At 43.2% G+C, this 23,726-nt stretch carries 15 protein-coding genes and 2 pseudogenes; 11 read left to right on the forward strand and 6 right to left on the reverse strand.

The window, feature by feature from the left end:
- The 4 genes and pseudogenes from G575_RS12380 to serC all read right to left on the reverse strand — a co-directional run.
- Positions 1-189, reverse strand: a pseudogene (locus G575_RS12380) (ISL3 family transposase); the annotation flags it as partial.
- A gap of 181 nt (positions 190-370) precedes the next feature.
- Positions 371-1,009 carry a phosphoserine phosphatase SerB gene (gene serB / locus G575_RS0105685; protein WP_027971874.1) on the reverse strand — a complete coding sequence of 213 codons (639 nt, stop codon included), beginning with the start codon at positions 1,007-1,009 and terminating at the stop codon, positions 371-373.
- Positions 1,006-2,190, reverse strand: coding sequence for a 3-phosphoglycerate dehydrogenase family protein (locus G575_RS0105690; RefSeq protein ID WP_027971875.1), 1,185 nt, complete (start codon positions 2,188-2,190; stop codon positions 1,006-1,008). The genes serB and G575_RS0105690 overlap by 4 nt, the downstream gene beginning before the upstream one ends.
- Complete coding sequence (serC, locus tag G575_RS0105695; RefSeq protein ID WP_027971876.1) at positions 2,187-3,278, reverse strand: 3-phosphoserine/phosphohydroxythreonine transaminase; 1,092 nt, start codon at positions 3,276-3,278, stop codon at positions 2,187-2,189. Before serC ends, G575_RS0105690 begins: the two co-directional genes overlap by 4 nt.
- Before the next feature lie 199 nt (positions 3,279-3,477).
- Here serC and G575_RS0105700 point away from each other — a divergent pair, with 199 nt between their 5' ends.
- The 4 genes from G575_RS0105700 (at position 3,478) to G575_RS0105715 (ending at position 7,800) form a co-directional block, all read left to right on the forward strand.
- Positions 3,478-4,101, forward strand: coding sequence for a hypothetical protein (locus tag G575_RS0105700; protein ID WP_027971877.1), 624 nt, complete (start codon positions 3,478-3,480; stop codon positions 4,099-4,101).
- 81 nt (positions 4,102-4,182) lie between these two features.
- Positions 4,183-5,532, forward strand: a complete 1,350-nt coding sequence (locus G575_RS0105705) for a glucose-6-phosphate isomerase (RefSeq protein ID WP_027971878.1) — start codon at positions 4,183-4,185, stop codon at positions 5,530-5,532.
- A 393-nt stretch (positions 5,533-5,925) separates the two neighbouring features.
- Entirely contained in the window at positions 5,926-6,624 is a 699-nt protein-coding gene (gene dapD, locus G575_RS0105710; protein ID WP_027971879.1) for a 2,3,4,5-tetrahydropyridine-2,6-dicarboxylate N-acetyltransferase, read from the forward strand.
- 45 nt (positions 6,625-6,669) lie between these two features.
- A complete protein-coding gene (locus G575_RS0105715) occupies positions 6,670-7,800 on the forward strand; it encodes an N-acetyldiaminopimelate deacetylase (RefSeq protein ID WP_027971880.1) in 1,131 nt (376 codons plus the stop codon).
- A gap of 54 nt (positions 7,801-7,854) precedes the next feature.
- Here the strand turns inward: G575_RS0105715 and G575_RS11205 are convergent.
- Positions 7,855-9,212: pseudogene (locus tag G575_RS11205) on the reverse strand (MATE family efflux transporter).
- Between the two features lie 94 nt (positions 9,213-9,306).
- Between G575_RS11205 and G575_RS0105725 the strand changes: the two are divergent.
- Positions 9,307-9,840 carry a 5-formyltetrahydrofolate cyclo-ligase gene (locus G575_RS0105725; protein WP_027971881.1) on the forward strand — a complete coding sequence of 178 codons (534 nt, stop codon included), beginning with the start codon at positions 9,307-9,309 and terminating at the stop codon, positions 9,838-9,840.
- Entirely contained in the window at positions 9,827-10,492 is a 666-nt protein-coding gene (locus tag G575_RS0105730) for a rhomboid family intramembrane serine protease (protein ID WP_027971882.1), read from the forward strand. Before G575_RS0105725 ends, G575_RS0105730 begins: the two co-directional genes overlap by 14 nt.
- Before the next feature lie 35 nt (positions 10,493-10,527).
- Here the strand turns inward: G575_RS0105730 and tyrS are convergent, their stop codons facing one another.
- Positions 10,528-11,784 carry a tyrosine--tRNA ligase gene (tyrS, locus tag G575_RS0105735; protein WP_027971883.1) on the reverse strand — a complete coding sequence of 419 codons (1,257 nt, stop codon included), beginning with the start codon at positions 11,782-11,784 and terminating at the stop codon, positions 10,528-10,530.
- Positions 11,785-11,876: 92 nt separating this feature from the next.
- Between tyrS and pbp1b the strand changes: the two genes are divergently transcribed.
- From pbp1b to G575_RS0105765, 5 genes are all read left to right on the forward strand, one after another.
- Positions 11,877-14,318 (forward strand): penicillin-binding protein PBP1B, encoded by a 2,442-nt coding sequence (gene pbp1b, locus G575_RS11210; RefSeq protein ID WP_083958863.1) that lies wholly within the window; start codon positions 11,877-11,879, stop codon positions 14,316-14,318.
- A 266-nt stretch (positions 14,319-14,584) separates the two neighbouring features.
- Entirely contained in the window at positions 14,585-18,181 is a 3,597-nt protein-coding gene (gene rpoB / locus G575_RS0105745) for a DNA-directed RNA polymerase subunit beta (protein WP_027971884.1), read from the forward strand.
- 198 nt (positions 18,182-18,379) lie between these two features.
- Entirely contained in the window at positions 18,380-22,021 is a 3,642-nt protein-coding gene (rpoC, locus tag G575_RS0105750) for a DNA-directed RNA polymerase subunit beta' (protein ID WP_027971885.1), read from the forward strand.
- Positions 22,022-22,161: 140 nt separating this feature from the next.
- A complete protein-coding gene (locus G575_RS0105755; protein ID WP_027971886.1) occupies positions 22,162-22,527 on the forward strand; it encodes a DUF1033 family protein in 366 nt (121 codons plus the stop codon).
- 742 nt (positions 22,528-23,269) lie between these two features.
- Positions 23,270-23,725 carry a CtsR family transcriptional regulator gene (locus tag G575_RS0105765; protein WP_027971887.1) on the forward strand — a complete coding sequence of 152 codons (456 nt, stop codon included), beginning with the start codon at positions 23,270-23,272 and terminating at the stop codon, positions 23,723-23,725.
- Position 23,726: the final 1 nt, after the last annotated feature.

Consider the following 23,726-nt stretch of genomic DNA (forward strand, 5'->3'; position numbering starts at 1 on the left):
GAGTGGGATAGTTGAAGCTTTCTGAAAATCGTATTTCATCATTTTTCCCTGACAATGAGGGCAGTCAGGCGCTTGATAGTCCAACTTTGCCCGTATTTCGATGTGGGTGTGAAGGTGTACAACGAGAAGGATTTTAATATTTTTGTCTTTTAATCCGATTAAATCTGTGGTATCCTTAAGAAGTTCCATATGAGTCTTTCTAATGATGGTTTGGTCGCTTTTCATTATAAGTCATATAGGACTTTTTTCATACAGTCAAAAAGCCCTATAATATCAGAAGGGGGAGTTACCCACTACAGAAATTATAGAGCCGCTTTTTTTGATTTCTCATTGTATAAGACTCAAAAAAGACCGAAAAGGTCTTTTGAAGTTAGCTGAGTTTGTCAATAATAGCCATTAAATGATAGAGATTAGGCTCAGTGATTTTGTGCATAATTTCTGGGTGGCTTGCTTTAGCGCAGAAAGCAACACCAATCCCTGCTGTTAAAATCATAGGAATATCATTTGCCCCATCTCCCATAGCGATGGTTTGATTCAACTCAAGGTTGTTCTCGCTTGCCCATTGCTTAAGACAGGCTACTTTAGTATCTTTAGTAACGATAGGACCAGAGGTGCGACCAGTTAGCTTTTGGTCCATTACTTCCATGCGGTTGGCGCAGACATAGTCAAGATTTAGTTCCTCAGCTAGTCTATCGACAATTTCATGAAATCCTCCGGATACCAAGCCGATTTTATAGCCACGCTTTTTGAGTTCAGCAACCAGTTCTTTCGCGCCTTCGGTATAGTGAATTTCCTCTCGAATATCATCCCAAATAGAAATCGGAAGACCTTCTAGCAACTTAACACGTTCTGCTAGTGCCTCTTCAAACTGCAGCTGTCCTGCCATGGCACGTGCGGTAATATCAGCGATGACTTCTTTATGACCTGCTTTTTCTCCAAGGAGGTCAATAACTTCTTCTTGGATGAGAGTAGAGTCAACATCCATGACTAAAAGTCCCTTGACGGTCATTGTTTACCTCCAATGAGTCTCACTTTGACAATATTGTCATCGGCTTCAAAAATCTCAACAAGGCTGTCTACTTTGGTCTTATCAGCTTCATCAAGATCAAGGAGCGTGTAGGCGTAGTCTCCTTTTGAACGATTGATGATATTGTCAATATTGATACCTAAGTTAGAAACTGCGGTCGAAATCTTAGCGACCATATTTGGCACGTTTTTATTGATTAAGGTAATGCGGTAAGGAGCATTTAGGCTTTGATGAACATTTGGAAAATTGACAGAGTTGGTGATCTCGCCTGTTTCCATGAAGCGGCGAATGGTTTGCCCAGCCATGATAGCGCAATTAAGTTCAGCTTCTTCAGTTGAGCCGCCGACGTGTGGGAAAACGGTGATGTTTTTCTTGTTGAGTAGCTCTTCGCTACCAAAGTCTGTAATATAGGATTTGATAACCCCAGCATCGACAGCATCAAAGAGGGCGACGTTATCGACCAATTCGGCACGCGCAAAGTTAATCAGAGTTGTCCCTTTTTTCATTTGGGCAAAGGCAGAGCTGTCAAAAAGGTGTCTGGTATCTGGGGTTAGAGGGACATGAACGGTGATGTAGTCGCAGTTAGCAAAAATCTCTTTCAAATCATTGACGCGTTTCACATGACTAGAAATGCTCCAAGCAGTTTCGATAGAAACATAAGGGTCGTAACCGAGCACTTTCATACCAAGCCTGCGAGCATCGTTAGCAATGCGAGCGCCGATAGCGCCAAGTCCAATAACTCCAAGTGTTTTTCCAGAGATTTCAGTTCCAGCAAATTGTGCTTTTCCAGCTTCAATTTGTTTAGGGACATCATCTCCTGATAAGGTGTTAGCCCATTTTGTAGCGGATAAATAGTCTCTGGCTGACAACAGAATGGCAGTGATAACTGCCTCTTTTACTGCGTTGGCATTGGCACCGGGTGTGTTGAAAACCACGATTCCTGCGGCACTTGCTTCAGGGATCGGGATATTGTTGGTTCCAGCTCCAGCACGTGCAATAGCTTTTAGGTTGTCTGGGAAATCCACACCGTGCAGATTTTGGCTTCGGATGATATAAGCATCAGGGTTATCTGATTTATCTCCGTCAATTTGGAACTTGTTTCCCAGTTCTTTTAAGCCAATTTGGTTGATATTATTGTAGGTTTTAACCGCAAATACTGTCATTTGTTCTCCTTCTCAAATGTTTCCATAAAGTCAATAAGATCAAGGACGCCTTGTCTAGGGAAGGCGTTGTAGAGGCTAGCTCGCATGCCACCGACTGAACGGTGCCCTTTGATATTTTTAAAGCCAGCAGCATCAGCTTCTTGGTTGAATTTCTTGTCTAATTCGGCAGATGGTGTGACAAAAGGGATATTAGCAACTGAGCGGTCACAAGCTTTTTTTACAGGACTACTATAAAAACCTGATTTTTCAATAAAATCATAAAGAAGACCAGCTTTTTCACGATTGATTTCTTCCATTTTTGCAACGCCACCAAGTGATTTGACATGTTCAAAAACTAGCTTTGCCATGTAAATCCCAAAGGTTGGTGGTGTGTTGTAAAGGGAATCGTTGTCGGCTTGGATACGGTAGTCTAACATTGAAGACAGAGCTGGTTCGCTATTAAGCAGATCTTCTCGAATAATGACGATTGTCACTCCTGCAGGTCCAATGTTTTTTTGAGCTCCTGCATAAATCATGCCAAAATCAGCCACGTTATAGTTAACCGCTAGGATATTAGATGACATGTCGGCGACGATTGGAACACCATTTGTATCTGGCAAGTCGTAGACGGCAGTCCCTTCAATGGTATTGTTAGTGGTGATGTGGACATAGGCTGCATTGGGATCAATGGCAGAGCTGTCAAATGAAGGGATATGGTCGAAGGTTGTCTCCTCAGAGGTTGCTAGTAGAATCGGCTCAAATGCTAAAGTTTTTGATAATTTAACAGCCTCAGTATAAGCCTTTTTACCCCAAGAGCCTGCGGCAACATAGTAGGCTTTCTTACCTAGAGCTAGGTTTAAGGGAATCATTGAAAATTGTGTTGAAGCGCCCCCTTGTAGGAAAAGCAACTTGTAGTTATCTGGGATAGCCATCAATTCACGAAGTAGGCTCTCAGCAGACTTGATAATGTCATCAAATTCTTTGGAACGGTGGGACAACTCCATAACACTCATGCCTGAGTTGGCATAGTCCAAAAACTCAGCTTGCGCTTTTTTCAAAACATCTTGTGGCAATACTGCAGGGCCTGCAGAGAAATTATAGGTTGTCATTGATTTACCTCCAAATAAAATTAGCCTATTATATCACAATATTCAGAATTTTGGCAATCAATATCTTTACAATAAGAAGGAGGGCTAATGTTCAAAATGTGTTTATTATCATAAAAATGAGTAGATTCTATCGCCAGATTGTGTCAAATAGTTTAAAATGGAAGTAACCGTTGTAAAAATACTAGAATAGGGGAACCAGATGCGTAAATTTATTCAAACCATTCTCTATGAATTATCATTTTATGTGGAAATTCTAATCTCTATCATTCTTGTCTTGGTGCTCTTAACCTTGACAGGGCGTTTATCCATTGAGTTATTTGCTGCCTTTAATACCTCAGGGACAATAGGCGATTATCTCCATAGCTTCCTCAACCAAGCCATGTCCATCGCTATTGGTGTGGAGTTGATTAAAATGCTTAGTAAGCACACATCAGGAACGATTATTGAAGTGCTTTTGTTTGCGGTAGCTAGGCAGCTAGTTATCTCTCATGGGACGGCACTTGACACTCTCTTAGGTGTTTTGTCTATCGCTGGCTTATTTGCGACTAGAAAATACCTCTTTACCAGCTTTGATGATGCTAATAGTATTATTGTTCGTGGCAGTCAAAAGGTTCGGATGGTTAATGTGCTAGCGCGCATCACTCTAAAACCTCAAGAAAAAAGTGAACTCCTACGTGATTTTATGTTAAGGCATCTCGAGGCTGAGGATAAGACGGCAGCCATCGGTGCTTCGGTTTATTTCAAAGATGTTGCTTTGCGTGTTGATAGCATGAAAGCGGGTCAGATTACACGTGTTGAAGTCATAAAATCACTGGGAAACTAAGGAATAGCGTGGTAATACCTTGAAATAATCCTCGTAAAAGAGTATGATATAGAAGTATCTAATTAGGAGGAAATGCTTTAAATGGCACATATTACATTTGATTATTCAAAAGTGTTGGAAAAATTTGCTGCTCAACACGAAATTGACTTTTTACAAGGACAGGTCACAGAAGCGGATAAACTCTTGCGTCAAGGGACAGGGCCAGGTTCTGACTTTCTTGGTTGGCTAGACCTGCCAGAAAATTATGATAAGGAAGAATTTGCTCGTATTCAAGCAGCAGCTAAGAAAATCCAATCTGATTCTGAAGTTCTAGTGGTTATTGGTATCGGGGGATCTTATCTAGGTGCGCGTGCAGCTATTGACTTTTTGAGCCATAACTTTGTCAACCTGTTATCGGCAGAAGATCGTAAAGCCCCACAAATCCTTTATGCAGGAAATTCTATTTCATCAAGTTACCTCGCTGATTTGGTAGATTATGTGGCAGATAAAGAGTTTTCAGTCAACGTTATTTCAAAATCAGGAACAACAACTGAACCTGCTATTGCTTTCCGTGTTTTCAAAGAACTTTTAGTTAAAAAATACGGTCAGGAAGAAGCAAATAAGCGTATCTATGCGACAACTGATAAGGCACGCGGTGCCGTCAAGGTAGAAGCGGATGCTAATGGTTGGGAAACATTCGTGGTACCAGATGATGTTGGTGGCCGTTTCTCTGTGCTTACAGCTGTGGGACTCTTGCCTATTGCAGCATCAGGTGCGGACATCACTGCGCTTATGGAAGGGGCAGCGGCAGCCCGTAAAGCTTACTCATCAGACAAACTCTCTGAAAATGAAGCTTATCAATATGCAGCGGTTCGTAACGTTCTTTACCGTAAAGGCTACTCAACTGAAATTTTAGTTAATTATGAGCCATCGCTTCAGTATTTCTCAGAGTGGTGGAAACAATTAGCAGGAGAATCAGAAGGAAAAGACCAAAAAGGAATCTACCCTTCATCAGCTAATTTCTCAGCTGATTTGCACTCTCTCGGTCAATATATCCAAGAAGGGGCTCGTATCCTTTTTGAGACAGCTATCCGTGTAGATAAACCACGTAAAAACGTGATTATCCCAGAATTGGCAGAAGATCTGGATGGTCTTGGCTATCTTCAAGGTAAAGATGTTGACTTTGTCAATAAAAAAGCTACTGATGGCGTTCTTTTGGCCCATACAGATGGTAATGTGCCAAACATGTTCATCACCCTTCCAGCGCAAGATGAGTTTACACTTGGTTACATCATCTATTTCTTTGAAATTGCCATCGCTCTTTCAGGTTACTTGAATGGTGTCAATCCATTTGACCAACCAGGGGTTGAAGCTTATAAGAAAAACATGTTTGCCCTTCTCGGGAAACCAGGCTTTGAAGCCCTAAGTGCAGAATTGAACGCACGTTTATAACACCTAAGCTCCGAAAGGAGCTTTTTTTGATGAGAAATGTTTGAGAAGACCTTGACACTATAGGGGGAATACAAATTTTATTTTCTGGCTAAAAAACTGAAAAAGCTCTACTAGTTTAAGATATGGTTACTGATTTTGCGAGCACGATCCGATACTTTTGGGCCTGCTAAAAGTGACAGAGGCACTGAACGATATGCCCTCAGAATTTGAAACCTTAGGTTCAAAAATGAAGTATGGCATTCCTAAGAAAATCGTTACCGTTCTATCGTTTAAGAAAAGTAATAAAAGGATTTTTTTTTCAGTCTGAAAGAACGATTCTTTTTACGCTAAAGTAGAAAATTTTCTGAAAATTTGCTATAATGGTAAAAATACTTTTAATAGATTGGAAATACTATGACTGCACAAAAAATGACTGCCCAAGAAATCATTGCCTTTATTGGTAATGCTGTGAAGAAGACAACTGTTAAAGTGACTTTTGAAGGTGAATTGGCTGGGCCTGTTCCTGCTGAAGTGATAAAGCTTGGCAATGTCCTCTTCGGTGACTGGAAGGATGTCGAGCCACTTTTGGCAAACTTGACTGAAAATGTAGACTACGTGGTTGAGCAAGATGGTCGCAACTCAGCTGTGCCATTGCTTGACAAGCGGAATATCAATGCCCGTATCGAGCCAGGTGCCATTATCCGTGATCAAGTGACCATTGGCGATAATGCTGTTATCATGATGGGAGCGGTCATCAACATTGGTGCGGAAATCGGTCCAGGTACCATGATTGACATGGGGGCTATCCTCGGTGGTCGTGCGACCGTAGGTAAAAATAGCCACATCGGTGCAGGTGCAGTCCTTGCGGGTGTCATCGAGCCAGCGTCTGCCGAGCCAGTTCGTGTTGGTGACAATGTCTTGGTCGGTGCTAATGCTGTTGTCATCGAAGGTGTGCAAATCGGAAGTGGCTCTGTAGTTGCAGCGGGTGCTATTGTGACTCAAGATGTCCCTGAAAATGTGGTTGTTGCAGGTGTACCAGCCCGTATCATCAAGGAAATCGACGAAAAGACCCAACAAAAAACGGCGCTTGAAGACGCGCTTCGTAATCTGTAAGTTTAGAAGCCTGAGTTGTCTCGGGCTTTTCTTGGAGGATATAAGATGACATTAGATTTGATTAAGGTGCGTCGGGATCTGCACCAAATCCCTGAAATTGGCCTTGAAGAGTTTAGGACACAAGCCTATCTTTTGGAGCGCATCGAAGAGATTGCATCGGAGAAGCCCTTTATCGAGAAGCGTACTTGGAAGACGGGTATTTTGGTATTTCTTAAGGGGTCTGCACCGACTAAGACTATTGGCTGGCGAACGGATATTGATGGGCTTCCTATTACCGAAGAGACAGGTCTTGCCTTTGCCAGTCAGCACGAGGGTCGTATGCATGCTTGTGGACATGATGTTCACATGACCATTGCCTTAGGACTCTTGGAAAAAATGGCTGCGCAACAACCTAAGGAAAACCTGCTCTTTCTTTTCCAGCCTGCTGAAGAAAATCTAGGCGGTGCCAAACTCATGTACGAGGATGATGCGTTTAAGGAGTGGTTGCCTGATGAATTTTACGGCCTTCATGTTCGGCCAGATTTTAAGGTGGGAGATATTGCCACAAACCGTTCTACCCTGTTTGCAGGGACTTGTGAGGTTTATGTGACCTTTAAAGGTAAAGGAGGCCATGCGGCTTTCCCTCACCTGTCAAATGATGCTTTGGTCGCAGCGGCGTATTTTATCACTCAAGTTCAGACCGTTGTCAGTCGCAATGTGGATCCTATTGAAGGGGGAGTTGTGACCTTCGGAGCTCTCCATGCTGGTGTTACCAGCAACATCATCTCAGAAACAGCTAGTCTGAGAGGAACTATCCGGGCTCTGACGCAAGACATGAGCCTTTTGATGCAGGACCGCGTCAAGACCATTGCTCAAGGCATTGCGGCAAGTTTCAATATGGAAGTAGAGATTGAATTACGTCAAGGTGCTTGGTTGCCAGTGGAAAATCAGCCAGAACTTGCAGATGACTTGATGACTTTCTTTAGCAATAGCAAAGCTGTCAATCTCATTGATTGTCCGCCAGCTATGACGGGAGAAGATTTCGGTTACCTGCTACAAAAAGTCCCTGGTGTGATGTTCTGGCTTGGTATTGACACACCTTATCCTCTTCACCACGCCAAGATGAGCCCTAAAGAAGATGCTATTCCATTTGCCGTCGAAGAAATTTCAGCATTTTTGGCCTATAAGGCAGGTTAAACACAAAAGCCAGATATCCTCTGGCTTTTGTGTTATCTAAGGAGTGACAAGGGGTTAGTTTGAGAGTGGTTTTGATGGCAGGTTTTGTTCTTGTCTCAATCTCTTAATGAAAATTAAGGTGCTTGGAATTAAGATGACGACACTACCAATCCAAGCAGCAGGACTAGCGCTGGCAACTCCGTAAAATCCAAAATAAACCAGTCCGATAATAGCCACACCAGCTCGCATGATTAACTCCATAATACCTGCTAATGTAGGGACAAATCCTTTCCCTAAGCCTTGAATAAAGCTACGCAGGACAAAGAGAATCGCCAAAATCCAGTAACAGGCACCATTGATAATGTAATAAATCAAGGCGAGGTCGAAGACTTCTTGGCTGCCGTTTGATAAGAAAAGGCTTGAGAAGAAGCTATTGAAGTTGATGAGCAGTATTGCAAAAACAACAGACCAGATAATATTGACGAGAAGGCTTTGCTTCAAGCCTTTGATGATGCGTTCGTATTTCTTGGCACCGTAGTTTTGTGCGGTGAAAGTAGAAACAGCTAATCCCAGGTTAATCATAGGGAGCATGGCTAACTGATCGGTTTTGCTGGCAATAGCCTGTGCAGCGATAGCGTTTGTTCCTAATTTGTTAAGGACCACTTGTAAGGTCACTGCTCCGATAGCGATGATACTAGACTGGAATGCCATTGGGAATCCTAGTTGCGCGTGTTTTTTGAGATTGACTCGGTCGAGTTTCCAATCGTCGGCTTGTAGATGTAGCTGAGGGACTGCTTTTTTGATGTAGCGCCAAAGGTATAAAACAGAAAAAGCTTGAGCGATAATGGTCGCAAGACCTGCACCAAAAACCCCCATATTGAAATTGAGAATAAAAGAGAAATCAAGAATGACATTGATGATACAAGCGATGACAAGAGCTATAAGGGGTGTCTTGGCATTGCCTAAACTTCTGATGATGCTAGAGAGGTAGTTAAAGAGGATTGTAAAAGTCATTCCTCCAAAAATTGCAGTCAAAAACTGACGCGAGTGTTCAATGAGATTAGCTGGTGTTTGCATAAGCGTCAATAAAGGATGCAAAAACAGCAGAGAAATGACGCTTAATATAAGACTTGTCACCAAGGCATAAAAAAGACCGTGAGCAAAACTTTTTTTGATGCCTATATGATCTTTAGCTCCGAATTTTTGAGCGGTAACGATGGCCAAACCACCTGTTAATCCTTGGGCAAAACCGACAATCAGAAAAGTGATACTCCCAGTAGCCCCAACGCTAGCAAAGGCATCTTTTCCCAAAGTATGTCCTACAATCATGCTATCAGCGAAATTGTAGGCTAACTGAAAAAACTACCAATGAGTAAAGGAATGGTAAAACGAAGAATGACGGATAAGGGGTTACCTTTTGTTAAATCTTGCATGGATAAGTCTCCTTTGGAGAATATTGTACGTTTACTTGGCTGTAAAAGCAAGGAAAATCATGAAAAAATCACTAAAACATGGTATGATGTCCCCATGACAAAAAAAGAAATCAGAAACCAAGTCTTAAAAGATTTGAAAGCGATGGACCAGACACATAAAGCCTGTTATGACCGTGACTTAGCGGGACAGTTTTGGGCTTTAGAAGCCTATCAAAAAGCAAAGGTTATTGCGCTGTATTTGGCGTTTAGTCATGAATTTAACACACAGTTACTAATAGATCAGGCCTTATCTGATGGCAAAAAAATTCTTGTGCCAAAAACCTATTCTAATGGTCGCATGATTTTTGTGGCCTATGATAAAGAACGGCTCTATAAAACGTCTTTTGGTTTATGGGAACCGCTTAGTCATACGGAGGTAATGAAGTCAAGGATTGATCTCATCCTTGTGCCAGGCCTCGCTTTTAATACTTCCGGTTATCGTATCGGTTATGGTGGTGGGTATTATGACCGCTATCTTGAAGATTATCAGGGAGAAACGATTAGTCTGGCTTATCCTTTTCAAGCCTTAGATTTTCAACCTGATGGTTTTGATGTACCTGTAAAAGAGGTGATGTATGCAACAATTTAGATATTTTTTAAAACAAAGTCCAGTAACAGCCCTTTTATTTTTGGCGACCCTTCTCTATTTTTTGCTGATGCAAGTGCTTTTTTGGGGTCAGTCTACGTCAGCTTATGCCGTCTATGCGTCTGGTGGCCTTTATGGTGCCTACTTAAAGGGGCTATCTCCTCAATACTGGCGTCTCTTTTCTCCTATTTTTGTACACATTGGATGGCGGCATGTGATCATGAATCTCATCTCTCTTTATTTTGTGGGGGCAATAGCTGAGCGTTTGTGGGGGTCTTTTCGCTTTCTTATCTTATACCTCTTATCAGGAGTGATGGGAAATGTCTTTGTGGCTTTCTTTACTCCAGAAGTCATCTCAGCAGGTGCGTCAACTTCTCTCTTTGGCTTGTTTTCTGGCATTGCCCTTGTGGGTTATTTCGGGAAAAGTTATCAGTTGAAGGTAATGGGGCGAAATTTTCAAACCTTACTTGTCCTTAATTTGATCTCTAGTGTGCTAATGCCTGGCATCAGTCTAGCCGGCCATCTAGGCGGTGCCGTAGGAGGTTTCTTGTCAGCTGTTTTCTTACCGACACGATTTGACAAAAATATGTTTAAAAACGTTTATCGTATTGCAGCTCTAATCCTGTACCTCTTGTTAGTCATCCTCTTGTTATGATAAAAATAACCTCCGCTTATACGGAGGTTATTTGACTAATAAGTCAAAACAGAATATTTCTTCTTACCACGACGGATAACGGTCAACTCGCCATCAATCTTATCGCTGTCAGAAAGGGTATAGTCCAAGTCTTGCACACGCTCACCGTTGACGTAGATAGCACCATTTGCCACATCTTCACGAGCTTGGCGTTTTGAAGGGCTAATCCCTGAGGTAACCAAGAGTTCCACGATGTTAAGGTTGTCTTCAGCCTGTACAGCGTAGTTTGGAACGTTGCTGAGGCCCTGCTTGAGCTCTTTTGCGGATAGGTTTTTGATGTTGCCAGCGAACAATTGCTCAGTGATGTTAAGGGCCTGATTATAGGCTTCTTCACCGTGGACCAGTGTCACGACTTCTTTAGCCAAAATCTTCTGAGCCAGACGTTCATGACGAGCAGCGTCAAATTTTTCTTCAATCTCAGCAATCTCATCGAGTGACAAGAAAGTAAAGATTTTCAAGAAACGAACGGCATCGTCGTCCATGACATTGAGCCAGAATTGGTACATTTCATAGGGAGAAGTCTTGTCGGCATCCAGCCAAACAGCGTTGCCCTCTGACTTACCAAACTTCTTACCTGTTGAGTCGGTGATGAGGGGAACAGTCATCACGTGACCAGACTTGTCAGCCTTGCGGCGAAGCAATTCAGTACCTGCTGTCATGTTGCCCCACTGGTCAGAGCCACCGATTTGCAGGGTGACATTGTGCTTGTCATTGAGTTCGTAGAAGTCATAGCCTTGCATGATTTGGTAGGCGAACTCGGTGTAGGAAATCCCTGTCTCAATCCGCTTTTTCACAGAGTCCTTGCTCATCATGTAGTTGACCGTGTAGTATTTGCCGACATCACGGAGGAAGTCGATAAAGCTAATGTCTGAGAACCAGTCGTAGTTGTTGACCATTTCGGCCTTGTTGTCACCATTTTCAAAATTCAAGAAGCGAGAGAGTTGGCCTTGGATTTTTGTCACCCAACCGTCCACGGTGTCTTTGGTCTGCAAGCTCCGCTCCGCATCCTTGAAGGAAGGGTCGCCAATCAGACCAGTCGCACCGCCAACGAGAGCGTAAGGTTTGTGCCCTGCTAATTGCAAGTGACGGCAGACGAGGATTGGTACCAAATGCCCCAAATGCAGGCTGTCGGCAGTTGGGTCGTAGCCAGAATAATAGGATACTTGCCCTTCTGTTAATGCTTTGACTAGGGCTTCTTCATCAGTCGTTTGAAAGACCAAGCCACGAGCTTTGAGTTCTTCGAAAATATTCATGAGCGTTCTCCTTTGATAAAATTAATACAAGATATTATATCAGAAAATGGTGTTGCTATGCAAGTCTATGGAAATTTTGCTATAATACTAGCATGGAAAAATGGAAAAAACAAGAAGCTGGTAAGAAGCGACAATTATTTAGAAAACGTCAAGACATTACTCCAAAAGAAGCCTATACTTGGAAAGATTATGGAGCCGTTTTTTTGCGGACCATTAAGCTTGTAACGAACTTTGCCTACATCCTAATCTTACTTTTTGGTCTATTAGGAGCTGGTATTGGAATGGGCTACCTTGTCAGTCAAATCGACTCTGTCACAGTTCCTCCAAAGGAAGAATTGATTGCTCAGGTTAGTCAGCTGAGTAAGGTATCTCAAATAACTTATTCAGATGGTCAAGTGATCTCTAAAATCGATTCTGATTTATTGAGGACACCTGTGGAGAGCTCTGCGATTTCTCAAAATGTCAAGGATGCCATTATTGCCACAGAAGATGAAAATTTCATGTCTCACAACGGGGTCGTTCCAAAGGCTATTTTCCGTGCGACCTTGGGATCGGTTCTTGGCATAGGAGAGTCTAGTGGTGGTTCCACTTTGACCCAACAGCTCATTAAGCAGCAAATTTTAGGAGATGCTCCGACTTTTAAACGTAAGGCGACAGAGATCGTCTATGCTTTAGAGCTTGAGAGGAACCTAGATAAAGATGCTATCTTGACAAACTACCTCAATGTCTCGCCTTTTGGGCGTAATAATACGGGGCAAAATATCGCTGGTATCGAAGAGGCCGCCCAGGGTATTTTTGGGGTATCGGCTAGAGATTTAACCATTCCTCAAGCAGCTTTTTTAGCTGGTCTGCCTCAAAGTCCAATTGTCTATTCCCCTTATACATCGACAGGGGCATTTAAGTCTGAGGAAAATATGGCCTGGGGACTCAATCGGGCTCAAGCAGTTTTATATAATATGTACCGTGCGGGCATTTTAAGCAAGGCGGATTACGATAGTTATGCTGCTTATGATTTGAAACAAGACTTTAAACAACCCGAAGCAAGGACAGTTTCAAATCATGACTATCTCTACTATTCTGTCTTGTCAGAAGCACAAGATCGCATGTACGATTACATTATCCAACGGGATGGCGTATCGGCCCAGGATTTAAAAAATGATGCGACAAAAGAAGCCTATCGGGCTAAAGCAGTAGAAGAGCTTGCTCAAGGCGGCTATACGGTAACGAGTACGATTCATCCAACTGTTCATCAAGCCATGCAAGATACGGTCACGAATTACGGCAGGTTACTTGATGACGGTACTGGGCAAGTAGAAGTCGGAAATGTCCTTATGGATAATAAAACGGGTGCGATTCTTGGTTTTATTGGTGGCCGTAACTATGCTACTAACCAGAATAACCACGCCTTTTCTTCTAAACGCTCGACAGGTTCAAGTATCAAACCGATTTTGCCTTATGCCATTGCTATCGACCAAGGTCTTATGGGCAGTGCCAGTGTCCTTTCGAACTACCCAACAACCTTCTCAAACGGGTCACCAATCTACCACGATGGTGATTTGGGAACAACAATGATTAGCCTTGAAGAGTCCCTCAATGTTTCTTGGAATATTCCGGCCTTTTGGACCTATAAGCTCCTCCGAGATAAAGGTGTTGATGTCCAGTCTTATATGGAAAAAATGGGCTATGATATTCCAGAGTATGGTATTGAAAGTCTATCCCTAGGAGGTGGTGTGGAGGTATCTGTTCTCCAGCAGACCAATGCCTACCAGACCATTGCAAATGGAGGTCAATACCAAGAGAGCTATATCGTTGAATCCATTACGGATAGTCAAGGGAAAGTTATCTATCAACATGAACAAAAACCGGTAAAAGTCTTTTCACCAGCGACAGCTAGCATCATGGCTATGATGTTACGTGGACCAGTTCGCTCTGGGATTACGACTAGTTTTATCAGTCAGTTAGGTGGTATAAACGCCAGTCTTGTTAATGCTGACTGGATTGGTAAAACGGGGACTAGTAATGATTTCAGAGATTCGTGGTTAATGGTGGCAACGCCAAGGGTGACCCTAGGCACATGGGCAGGGCATGATGATAACCGTTCTCTGGCTAGGTTGACAGGGTACAACAATGTGGCGAGATTTGTGGCTACCTTAACAAGTACCATCCATCAAGCAGACCCGTCTCTTTTTGGAAGTGGAGAGCGTTTTGCTCTTGATTCAAGTGTCATTGCTTCTAACGTGTTGAAATCGACAGGACTTCCACCAGGTAGTGTCGAGGTCAATGGTAAGACGGTTTCTGTTTCGGGTGAAACAACGACGAGTTATTGGGCGAAAAATGGAGCGCCACGCATGAACTATTATTTTGCTATCGGTGGTACTCAAAGTGATTACGTCAAAGCTTGGAGCGCCTTGAGTGGTAATAGTGATAAAGAACAGGATGAGGAGACAGACGAGGAAGACACATCGACCACTGAATCCGAAGCTGAAGATGGAGCTCAAACCACATCTGATGCCAAAACCGAGAAAACAGAATAAGGCAAAAAGTCTTGCTTTTAGCTTGAAAATATGCTAAAATAATATGAATTATTTGTCGTCTGTTTTCTTGAAATATTGTCCAAGAAGACTTACAGCAGTTAAATCCAACTTTTATAGTCAGATTTAGCTGCTCTTTTTGTGTCTATTTTTAGATCAGTTTACAGTTTGTAACAAAAACTTAAACCTTCTAAAAATTCTCAGAATGGACAGAGTTTTTGCTGACTTGGAAACAAGTCTCGTATCGAAAAAAAGAGGAGAATCATATCTTGGCAGGACATGACGTTCAGTACGGGAAACATCGCACCCGTCGTAGTTTTTCAAGAATCAAGGAAGTTCTTGATTTACCAAATTTGATTGAAATTCAAACCGACTCATTCAAAGAGTTTCTTGACAATAGCTTGCGCGAAGTCTTTGAAGATGTGCTTCCAGTATCTAACTTTACAGATACTATGGAGCTTGAGTTTGTCGGCTATGAATTAAAAGAGCCTAAGTACACGCTTGAAGAAGCGCGTGCTCACGATGCCCACTACTCAGTGCCACTTTTTGTAACCTTCCGTTTGGTTAACAAAGAGACTGGTGAGATTAAAACCCAAGAAGTCTTCTTTGGAGACCTTCCGTATATGACTGAAATGGGGACTTTCATCATCAACGGTGCAGAGCGTATCATCGTATCTCAGTTGGTACGCTCACCAGGTGTTTACTTTAATGACAAAGTGGATAAAAATGGTAAGGTAGGCTACGGTTCAACGGTTATTCCAAACCGTGGAGCTTGGTTGGAGCTTGAGACGGATTCCAAAGACCTAGCTTATACCCGTATCGACCGTACCCGTAAGATTCCGTTTACGACCTTGGTTCGTGCGCTTGGTTTCTCAGGAGATGATGAAATCCTTGATATCTTTGGTGATGGCGAATTGGTTCGTAATACCATTGAAAAAGATATTCATAAAAACCCAGCAGACTCACGCACAGACGAAGCCCTTAAAGAAATCTATGAGCGTCTTCGTCCAGGTGAGCCAAAAACAGCTGACAGCTCACGTAGCCTTTTGACAGCACGTTTCTTTGATCCAAAACGCTATGACTTGGCGGCGGTTGGTCGTTACAAGATTAATAAAAAGTTGAGTGTTAAAACACGCCTTCTTAATCAGACTATCGCTGAAAATCTAGTTGATACAGAAACCGGTGAAATTTTGGTCGAAGCAGGAACTGTGATGACACGCGATGTGATTGATAGTATCTCTGAACAGCTCGATAATGGTCTGAACAGCTTTGTTTACACGCCAAATGATTATGCGGTCGTGACTGAACCTGTTATCCTACAAAAATTCAAGATTGTTGCACCGACTGACCCAGACCGTACGGTGACTATTGTCGGAAATGCCAATCCTGGCGATAAGGTGCGCGCTCTGACAACTGCTGACATCTTAGCTGAAATGTCTTACTTCCTCAACCTAGCCGAAGGACTTGGAAAAGTTGACGACATTGACCACCTTGGAAACCGTCGTATTCGTGCAGTTGGTGAGCTTCTTGCAAACCAATTCCGTATCGGTCTTGCGCGTATGGAACGTAATGTTCGCGAGCGTATGTCAGTTCAAGACAATGAAGTGCTTACACCACAGCAAATCATCAATATCCGTCCTGTAACGGCTGCAATCAAAGAATTCTTTGGCTCTTCTCAGTTGTCACAGTTCATGGACCAACACAATCCGCTTTCTGAGTTGTCTCACAAGCGCCGTTTGTCAGCCTTAGGACCTGGTGGTTTGACCCGTGACCGTGCGGGTTATGAAGTTCGAGACGTTCACTACACTCATTATGGTCGTATGTGTCCGATTGAAACACCTGAGGGACCAAATATCGGTTTGATTAATAATTTGTCAAGCTACGGACACCTGAATAAGTACGGCTTTATTCAAACACCGTACCGCAAGGTTGATCGTACGACTGGCGTTGTCACAAACGAGATTGTTTGGTTGACTGCCGATGAAGAAGATGAGTTTACTGTTGCGCAAGCCAATTCTAAACTCAATGAAGATGGGACTTTTGCGGAAGAAATTGTCATGGGACGTCATCAAGGTAATAACCAAGAGTTCCCAGCAAGCATCGTTGACTATGTGGATGTATCTCCAAAACAGGTAGTCGCCGTTGCGACAGCATGTATTCCTTTCTTGGAAAACGATGACTCTAACCGTGCCCTCATGGGAGCTAACATGCAACGTCAGGCGGTGCCACTGATTGATCCGAAAGCACCTTACGTTGGTACAGGTATGGAGTATCAAGCTGCCCACGATTCAGGCGCTGCTGTCATTGCACAATATGACGGTAAGGTTGTTTACGCTGATGCGGACAAAGTCGAAGTGCGTCGTGAGGATGGTTCTCTTGATGTTTACACCATTCAAAAATTCCGTCGTTCAAACTCTGGTACAGCTTACAATCAACGTACCCTTGTTAAAGTGGGAGACATCGTTGAAAAAGGTGACTTTATCGCAGACGGACCGTCTATGGAAAAAGGGGAAATGGCTCTTGGTCAAAACCCAATCGTTGCCTACATGACTTGGGAAGGTTACAACTTTGAAGACGCGGTTATCATGTCTGAGCGTCTTGTCAAAGAGGATGTTTACACCTCTGTTCACTTGGAAGAATACGAATCAGAAACCCGCGACACCAAGTTAGGTCCTGAAGAAATCACACGCGAAATTCCAAACGTGGGTGAAGAAGCTCTTAAAGACCTCGATGAGATGGGGATTATCCGTATCGGTGCTGAGGTTAAAGAAGGCGATATCTTGGTAGGTAAAGTTACACCAAAAGGTGAGAAAGATCTTTCTGCCGAAGAGCGTCTCTTGCATGCCATCTTTGGTGACAAATCGCGTGAAGTTCGCGACACTTCTCTTCGTGTGCCACACGGTGGTGACGGGGTTGTCAGCGATGTCAAAATCTTTACGCGTGCAAACGGAGACGAATTGCCTTCAGGAGTTAACATCTTGGTGCGTGTCTTCATCGCGCAAAAACGTAAGATTAAAGTCGGAGATAAGATGGCCGGACGCCACGGAAATAAAGGTGTCGTGTCACGTATCGTACCTGTTGAGGATATGCCATATCTTCCAGACGGAACACCAGTTGATATCATGTTGAACCCACTTGGGGTACCATCACGTATGAACATCGGTCAGGTTATGGAGCTTCACTTGGGTATGGCTGCTCGTAACTTGGGCATTCATATTGCCACACCAGTCTTTGACGGGGCAACTTCTGAAGATCTCTGGTCAACGGTTGAAGAAGCTGGAATGGACTCTGACGCCAAGACAGTGCTTTATGATGGCCGTACAGGTGAACCGTTTGATAATCGTGTGTCAGTTGGTGTCATGTACATGATCAAACTTCACCACATGGTTGATGATAAACTTCACGCGCGTTCAGTTGGACCATACTCACTTGTTACCCAGCAGCCACTCGGAGGTAAAGCTCAGTTTGGTGGTCAGCGTTTTGGTGAGATGGAGGTTTGGGCCCTTGAAGCTTACGGTGCATCAAATGTTCTTCAAGAAATCTTGACCTACAAGTCAGATGATGTCAATGGCCGTTTGAAAGCATACGAAGCGATTACAAAAGGCAAACCTATTCCAAAACCAGGTGTTCCAGAATCCTTCCGCGTTCTTGTCAAAGAATTGCAATCACTTGGTCTTGATATGCGTGTCCTTGACGATGATAATAATGAAGTTGAACTTCGCGATCTTGATGAAGGTGAAGACGATGATATCATGCACGTTGATGACCTTGAGAAGCTTCGTCAAAAACAAGCCGAAGAGGAAGCTCGTCTAGCAGCTGAGATTGCTGCAGAAAACGGACAAGCACCTGTAGATGATGAGGCTTAATAAGCTCGTTTGGCTAAAGGCATTATCTGTTTTGAGAAGCGGATACTGTTGACGAGTGATAGGCTCTGATATCAAAAAACAATTGTAATCTAGAGGGGAAGCTGACCGAGAGCTGTCTTGGTCAGTCCTTATCACCTCTACTGTATGAATTTGAATGTCGCTCTGCTATGTTCAAAAGAAAAAAGAAAGGTAATACAAGTGGTTGACGTAAATCGTTTTAAATCTATGCAAATCACATTAGCCTCACCAAGTAAGGTTCGTTCATGGTCTTACGGTGAAGTTAAAAAACCTGAAACCATCAACTACCGTACGTTAAAACCAGAACGTGAAGGGCTTTTTGACGAGGTCATTTTTGGTCCTACAAAAGACTGGGAATGTGCTTGTGGAAAATACAAACGTATCCGTTATAAAGGGATTGTTTGTGACCGCTGTGGTGTTGAAGTAACTCGTGCCAAAGTTCGCCGTGAGCGTATGGGGCATATCGAGCTAAAAGCTCCAATTTCTCATATTTGGTACTTTAAAGGGATTCCATCTCGTATGGGTCTCACTCTTGACATGAGCCCTCGTGCTCTTGAAGAAGTCATCTACTTTGCAGCTTATGTGGTGATTGACCCAATGGATACGCCTCTTGAGCCCAAGTCTCTTTTGACGGAACGTGAATATCGCGAAAAACTCCAAGAGTACGGCTATGGTTCCTTCGTCGCTAAGATGGGAGCAGAGGCTATTCAGGACCTTCTTAAGCGTGTTGACTTACCAAAAGAAATTGCAGAGCTAAAAGAAGAGCTCCGCACAGCAACAGGGCAAAAGCGCGTGAAGGCTGTTCGTCGTTTGGATGTTCTCGATGCCTTTCATAAATCTGGTAACAAGCCTGAATGGATGATTCTTAATATCTTGCCAGTCTTGCCACCAGATCTTCGTCCGATGGTTCAGTTGGACGGTGGTCGTTTTGCGGCCTCAGATCTCAACGATCTTTACCGTCGTGTTATCAACCGTAACAACCGTTTGGCGCGCCTTTTGGAACTCAATGCTCCAGGCATTATCGTGCAAAACGAGAAGCGTATGCTTCAAGAAGCAGTGGACGCTTTGATTGACAACGGTCGCCGTGGTCGTCCAATCACAGGACCAGGTAGCCGTCCGCTCAAATCCCTCAGCCATATGCTCAAAGGTAAGCAAGGGCGTTTCCGTCAAAACTTGCTTGGTAAGCGTGTTGACTTCTCGGGTCGTTCGGTTATCGCCGTTGGTCCGACTCTTAAAATGTACCAATGTGGTGTGCCACGTGAAATGGCAATTGAGCTCTTCAAACCATTTGTCATGCGCGAAATTGTTGCCCGTGAAATGGCAGGTAACGTCAAAGCAGCGAAACGTATGGTAGAGCGTGGAGATGAGCGTATCTGGGATATCTTGGAAGAAGTGATTAAAGAACACCCAGTGCTTCTCAACCGCGCACCGACCCTTCACCGTTTGGGGATTCAGGCTTTTGAACCCGTTCTTATCGATGGTCGTGCGCTTCGCCTTCACCCACTTGTCTGTGAGGCTTACAATGCCGACTTTGATGGGGACCAAATGGCTATCCACGTACCGCTTTCAGAAGAAGCACAGGCAGAAGCTCGCTTGCTCATGCTTGCGGCAGAGCACATCCTTAACCCTAAAGATGGAAAACCTGTCGTTACGCCATCTCAGGATATGGTTTTGGGGAACTACTACTTAACCATGGAAGACGCTGGTCGTGAAGGTGAAGGCATGGTCTTCAAAGATCGTGACGAAGCCGTTATGGCCTATCGCAATGGCTATGTGCACCTGCATTCACGTGTCGGTATTGCTGTCGACAGCATGCCGAACAAGCCATGGAAGTCAAGCCAACTTCATAAAATCATGGTGACAACTGTTGGTAAAATCCTCTTTAACGATGTGATTCCAGCAGAAATCCCATATTTACAGGAGCCAAATAATGCTAACTTGACAGACGGTACTCCGGATAAATATTTCCTAGAGCCAGGTCAGGATATCAAGGAAGCTATTGCTGCTCTTGAGCTTAATGGTCCATTCAAGAAGAAAAATCTTGGAAACATCATTGCAGAAACCTTCAAACGCCTACGCACAACAGAAACGTCAGCCTTCCTTGACCGTTTGAAAGACCTTGGTTACTACCATTCAACTCTTGCTGGTTTGACCGTAGGTATTGCAGATATCCCTGTCATTGACAACAAAGCAGAGATTATCGAGGCGGCTCACGAAAGGGTTGAACAAATCAATAAAGCCTTCCGTCGTGCTCTCATGACAGATGACGACCGCTATGTTGCTGTGACAACAACTTGGCGCGAAGCCAAAGAAGCTCTTGAGAAACGTTTGATTGAAACACAAGATCCGAAGAACCCTATCGTTATGATGATGGACTCTGGAGCCCGTGGTAACATCTCAAACTTCTCGCAACTTGCCGGTATGCGTGGTTTGATGGCTGCGCCTAACGGACGCATCATGGAACTTCCGATCCTATCAAACTTCCGTGAAGGTCTCTCTGTTTTGGAAATGTTCTTCTCAACTCACGGTGCTCGTAAAGGGATGACCGATACGGCCTTGAAGACAGCCGATTCAGGTTACTTAACACGTCGTTTGGTTGACGTTGCTCAAGACGTCATCATTCGTGAAGATGATTGTGGAACAGACCGTGGTCTTCTCATTCGTGCCATCACAGATGGTAAGGAAGTGACTGAAACCCTTGAAGAACGTCTAGTTGGTCGTTACACCAAGAAATCCGTTAAACATCCTGAAACAGGTAAAGTGATCATTGGTGCTGATAAACTCATCAGTGAAGATATGGCTGCTGAAATTGTCAAAGCTGGTATTGAAGAAGTTACTATTCGCTCCGTCTTTACATGTAACACACGTCATGGTGTCTGCCGTCACTGCTATGGTATCAACTTGGCGACTGGTGATGCTGTTGAGGTCGGTGAAGCAGTTGGTACTATTGCTGCCCAATCTATCGGTGAGCCTGGTACACAGTTGACCATGCGTACCTTCCACACAGGAGGGGTAGCCTCAAATACCGATATCACGCAAGGTCTTCCTCGTATCCAGGAGATCTTTGAAGCCCGCAATCCTAAAGGGGAAGCTGTCATCACTGAAGTGAAAGGAACAGTTATTGATATTGAGGAAGATGCCTCAACACGTACTAAGAAAGTCTACGTTCAAGGTGAGACGGGAATGGGTGAATATGTCGTGCCATTTACCTCACGCATGAAAGTCGAAGTTGGAGATGAAGTGGCTCGCGGTGAAGCTCTTACCGAAGGATCTATTCAGCCTAAGCGTCTTCTTGAAGTGCGTGATACCTTGTCAGTAGAGACTTACTTGCTTGCTGAGGTGCAAAAAGTTTACCGTAGCCAAGGGGTAGAAATCGGAGACAAGCACGTTGAAGTAATGGTGCGTCAAATGCTTCGCAAGGTACGTGTCATGGATCCAGGAGATACAGATCTCCTTCCAGGAACACTTATGGATATTGCAGACTTCACAGATGCCAACAAAGACATTGTCATTTCTGGTGGTGTTCCTGCGACGTCTCGTCCAGTTCTTATGGGAATTACCAAAGCATCTCTTGAGACCAATTCCTTCTTGTCAGCTGCTTCCTTCCAGGAAACAACACGTGTCCTTACAGATGCAGCAATTCGTGGTAAGAAAGATCACCTTCTCGGTCTTAAAGAGAATGTTATTATCGGTAAAATCATTCCAGCTGGTACTGGTATGGCACGTTACCGCAATCTTGAACCACAAGCCATCAACGAAGTTGAAATTATTGAAGCAGAGCCTTTGGAAATTGCTCAAGAAACGGTTACCGTTGAGGAATAACAAAAAAAGAGAGTGTTCAGCTCTCTTTTTTGTGGGTTTGGGAGAATGTTTCTATTTTGCCTGTAAACATAAAATCGTAAGCATATTTTTTCCCTTATGGCCTAAAAAGGTTTATAATAATCGAACAGTTGAGGGAAATTATGTATCAAGTTATTAAGTTATATGGGGATTTTGAACCCTGGTGGTTTTTAGATGATTGGAAAAAGGATATCATAGAAGAGTGGTCATTTTCTGATTTTGAAGGTGCTAAAGAGAAATATCTAGCACAATGGAAAAAATTAAAAGAGGGCTTTCCCTACTTTGATAGCCGAGCGAACTATTTAGCGGCGTTTTGGGATAAAAATGAGAAGCGTTGGTGCGAAGAATGTGACGAAGATTTGCAACAGTATCACTCGATATTGTTACTGAAAGATGGAGACATCTTATCAGAGTCTCATCATGATGATGTCCTAAAAATGACGAATGCTAAGGAGCGAGTGCCATCGGCATGTCGTTTGGTGATTTAATGCCTTTTAAATTCAATAAAGCCTCGAAAGCAAAAGTGCAAAGTGATAATCATTAAAAGACTTAAAATCAAGTTGAAATAACTCTGATTTTAAGTCTTTTCTGTTAAAACAATCAGTCGTAGACTTCTGGAACACCCTATGTTTAGGTGTTAATCTTTTCTCTGCCAGTAAGACGGCCTTGAAGTAATAACACCAAAAACACTGGACAGAAGTCACAAGGATATTGCCACAAATCAAATGAGTTGTCCATTAACTTGCCTTAGCGTTTCATTTCATTTTCTGCGATAGCTACTAATAACCATTGCCAGAACTAAACCAAGAATGGGATACCAAAATATGGGTTGAAAAAAGCGGGTATAATGACGAAGATGGCAATCTATTGAGCAATGATGGTCTCGTCATACATGAACCAATATGTCCAAAGAGCTAAGTATGGCATCCACAACAAACATAAAAATATTAATCGAGCGTTTTAGCGTTTTGATATCTTTGCTATAAATTAGCATGCCCTCACCCCTTTTGTGCTTCTATTATATGATTCTTTTCTTGAAATCAAGCCATTTGACAGACTATCGGCTCTTTTTCAAGGCGTTTTGATTTAGTGACTTGGTATTTCTTTCCCTCATTCCAATTGGTGACTTTCAAGTCCAATTAGGGAGGCTTTCCATTCTTGCTAAATAGTACAAAAGTCGAGCATTTTCTGATATAATAAGGTCAGTATTAGTCAAACAAGGAGGTTGTGATGGTTTTTAAAAACACGTCCGATAGCATTGAAGAGCACATTAAACAGCTCCTTGCTCAAACAGGAAAGGCAGAGATTCAACGCTCCCAGTTGGCTGAGGTATTTCGGGTTGTGCCTAGCCAGATTAATTATGTCATTAAGACTCGTTTCACAGAGAGCAGGGGTTACCTGGTAGAGAGTAAGCGTGGTGGTGGTGGTTATATTCGTATTGCCAAACTAGCTTTTTCAGATCAACATCATTTCATTGGTGAGTTGCTTAATAAATATTGTCAATCTCCTAGTGAACAAGTCTTTGCTGATTTGATGCAGTTGCTTTACAATGAAAAATTACTCACTGAGCGTGAAGGAAATTTTCTTTTAGCCGTAACGAGTGATGACGTTTTAGGAGCAGATGCAGGAACGATTCGAGCGCGTCAGCTTAGAAAAATTCTTCAAAGATTAGATAGAAAAGGGTAAT

The sequence above is a fragment of the Streptococcus plurextorum DSM 22810 genome, assembly GCF_000423745.1.
Classification (GTDB): Bacteria; Bacillota; Bacilli; order Lactobacillales; family Streptococcaceae; genus Streptococcus; species Streptococcus plurextorum.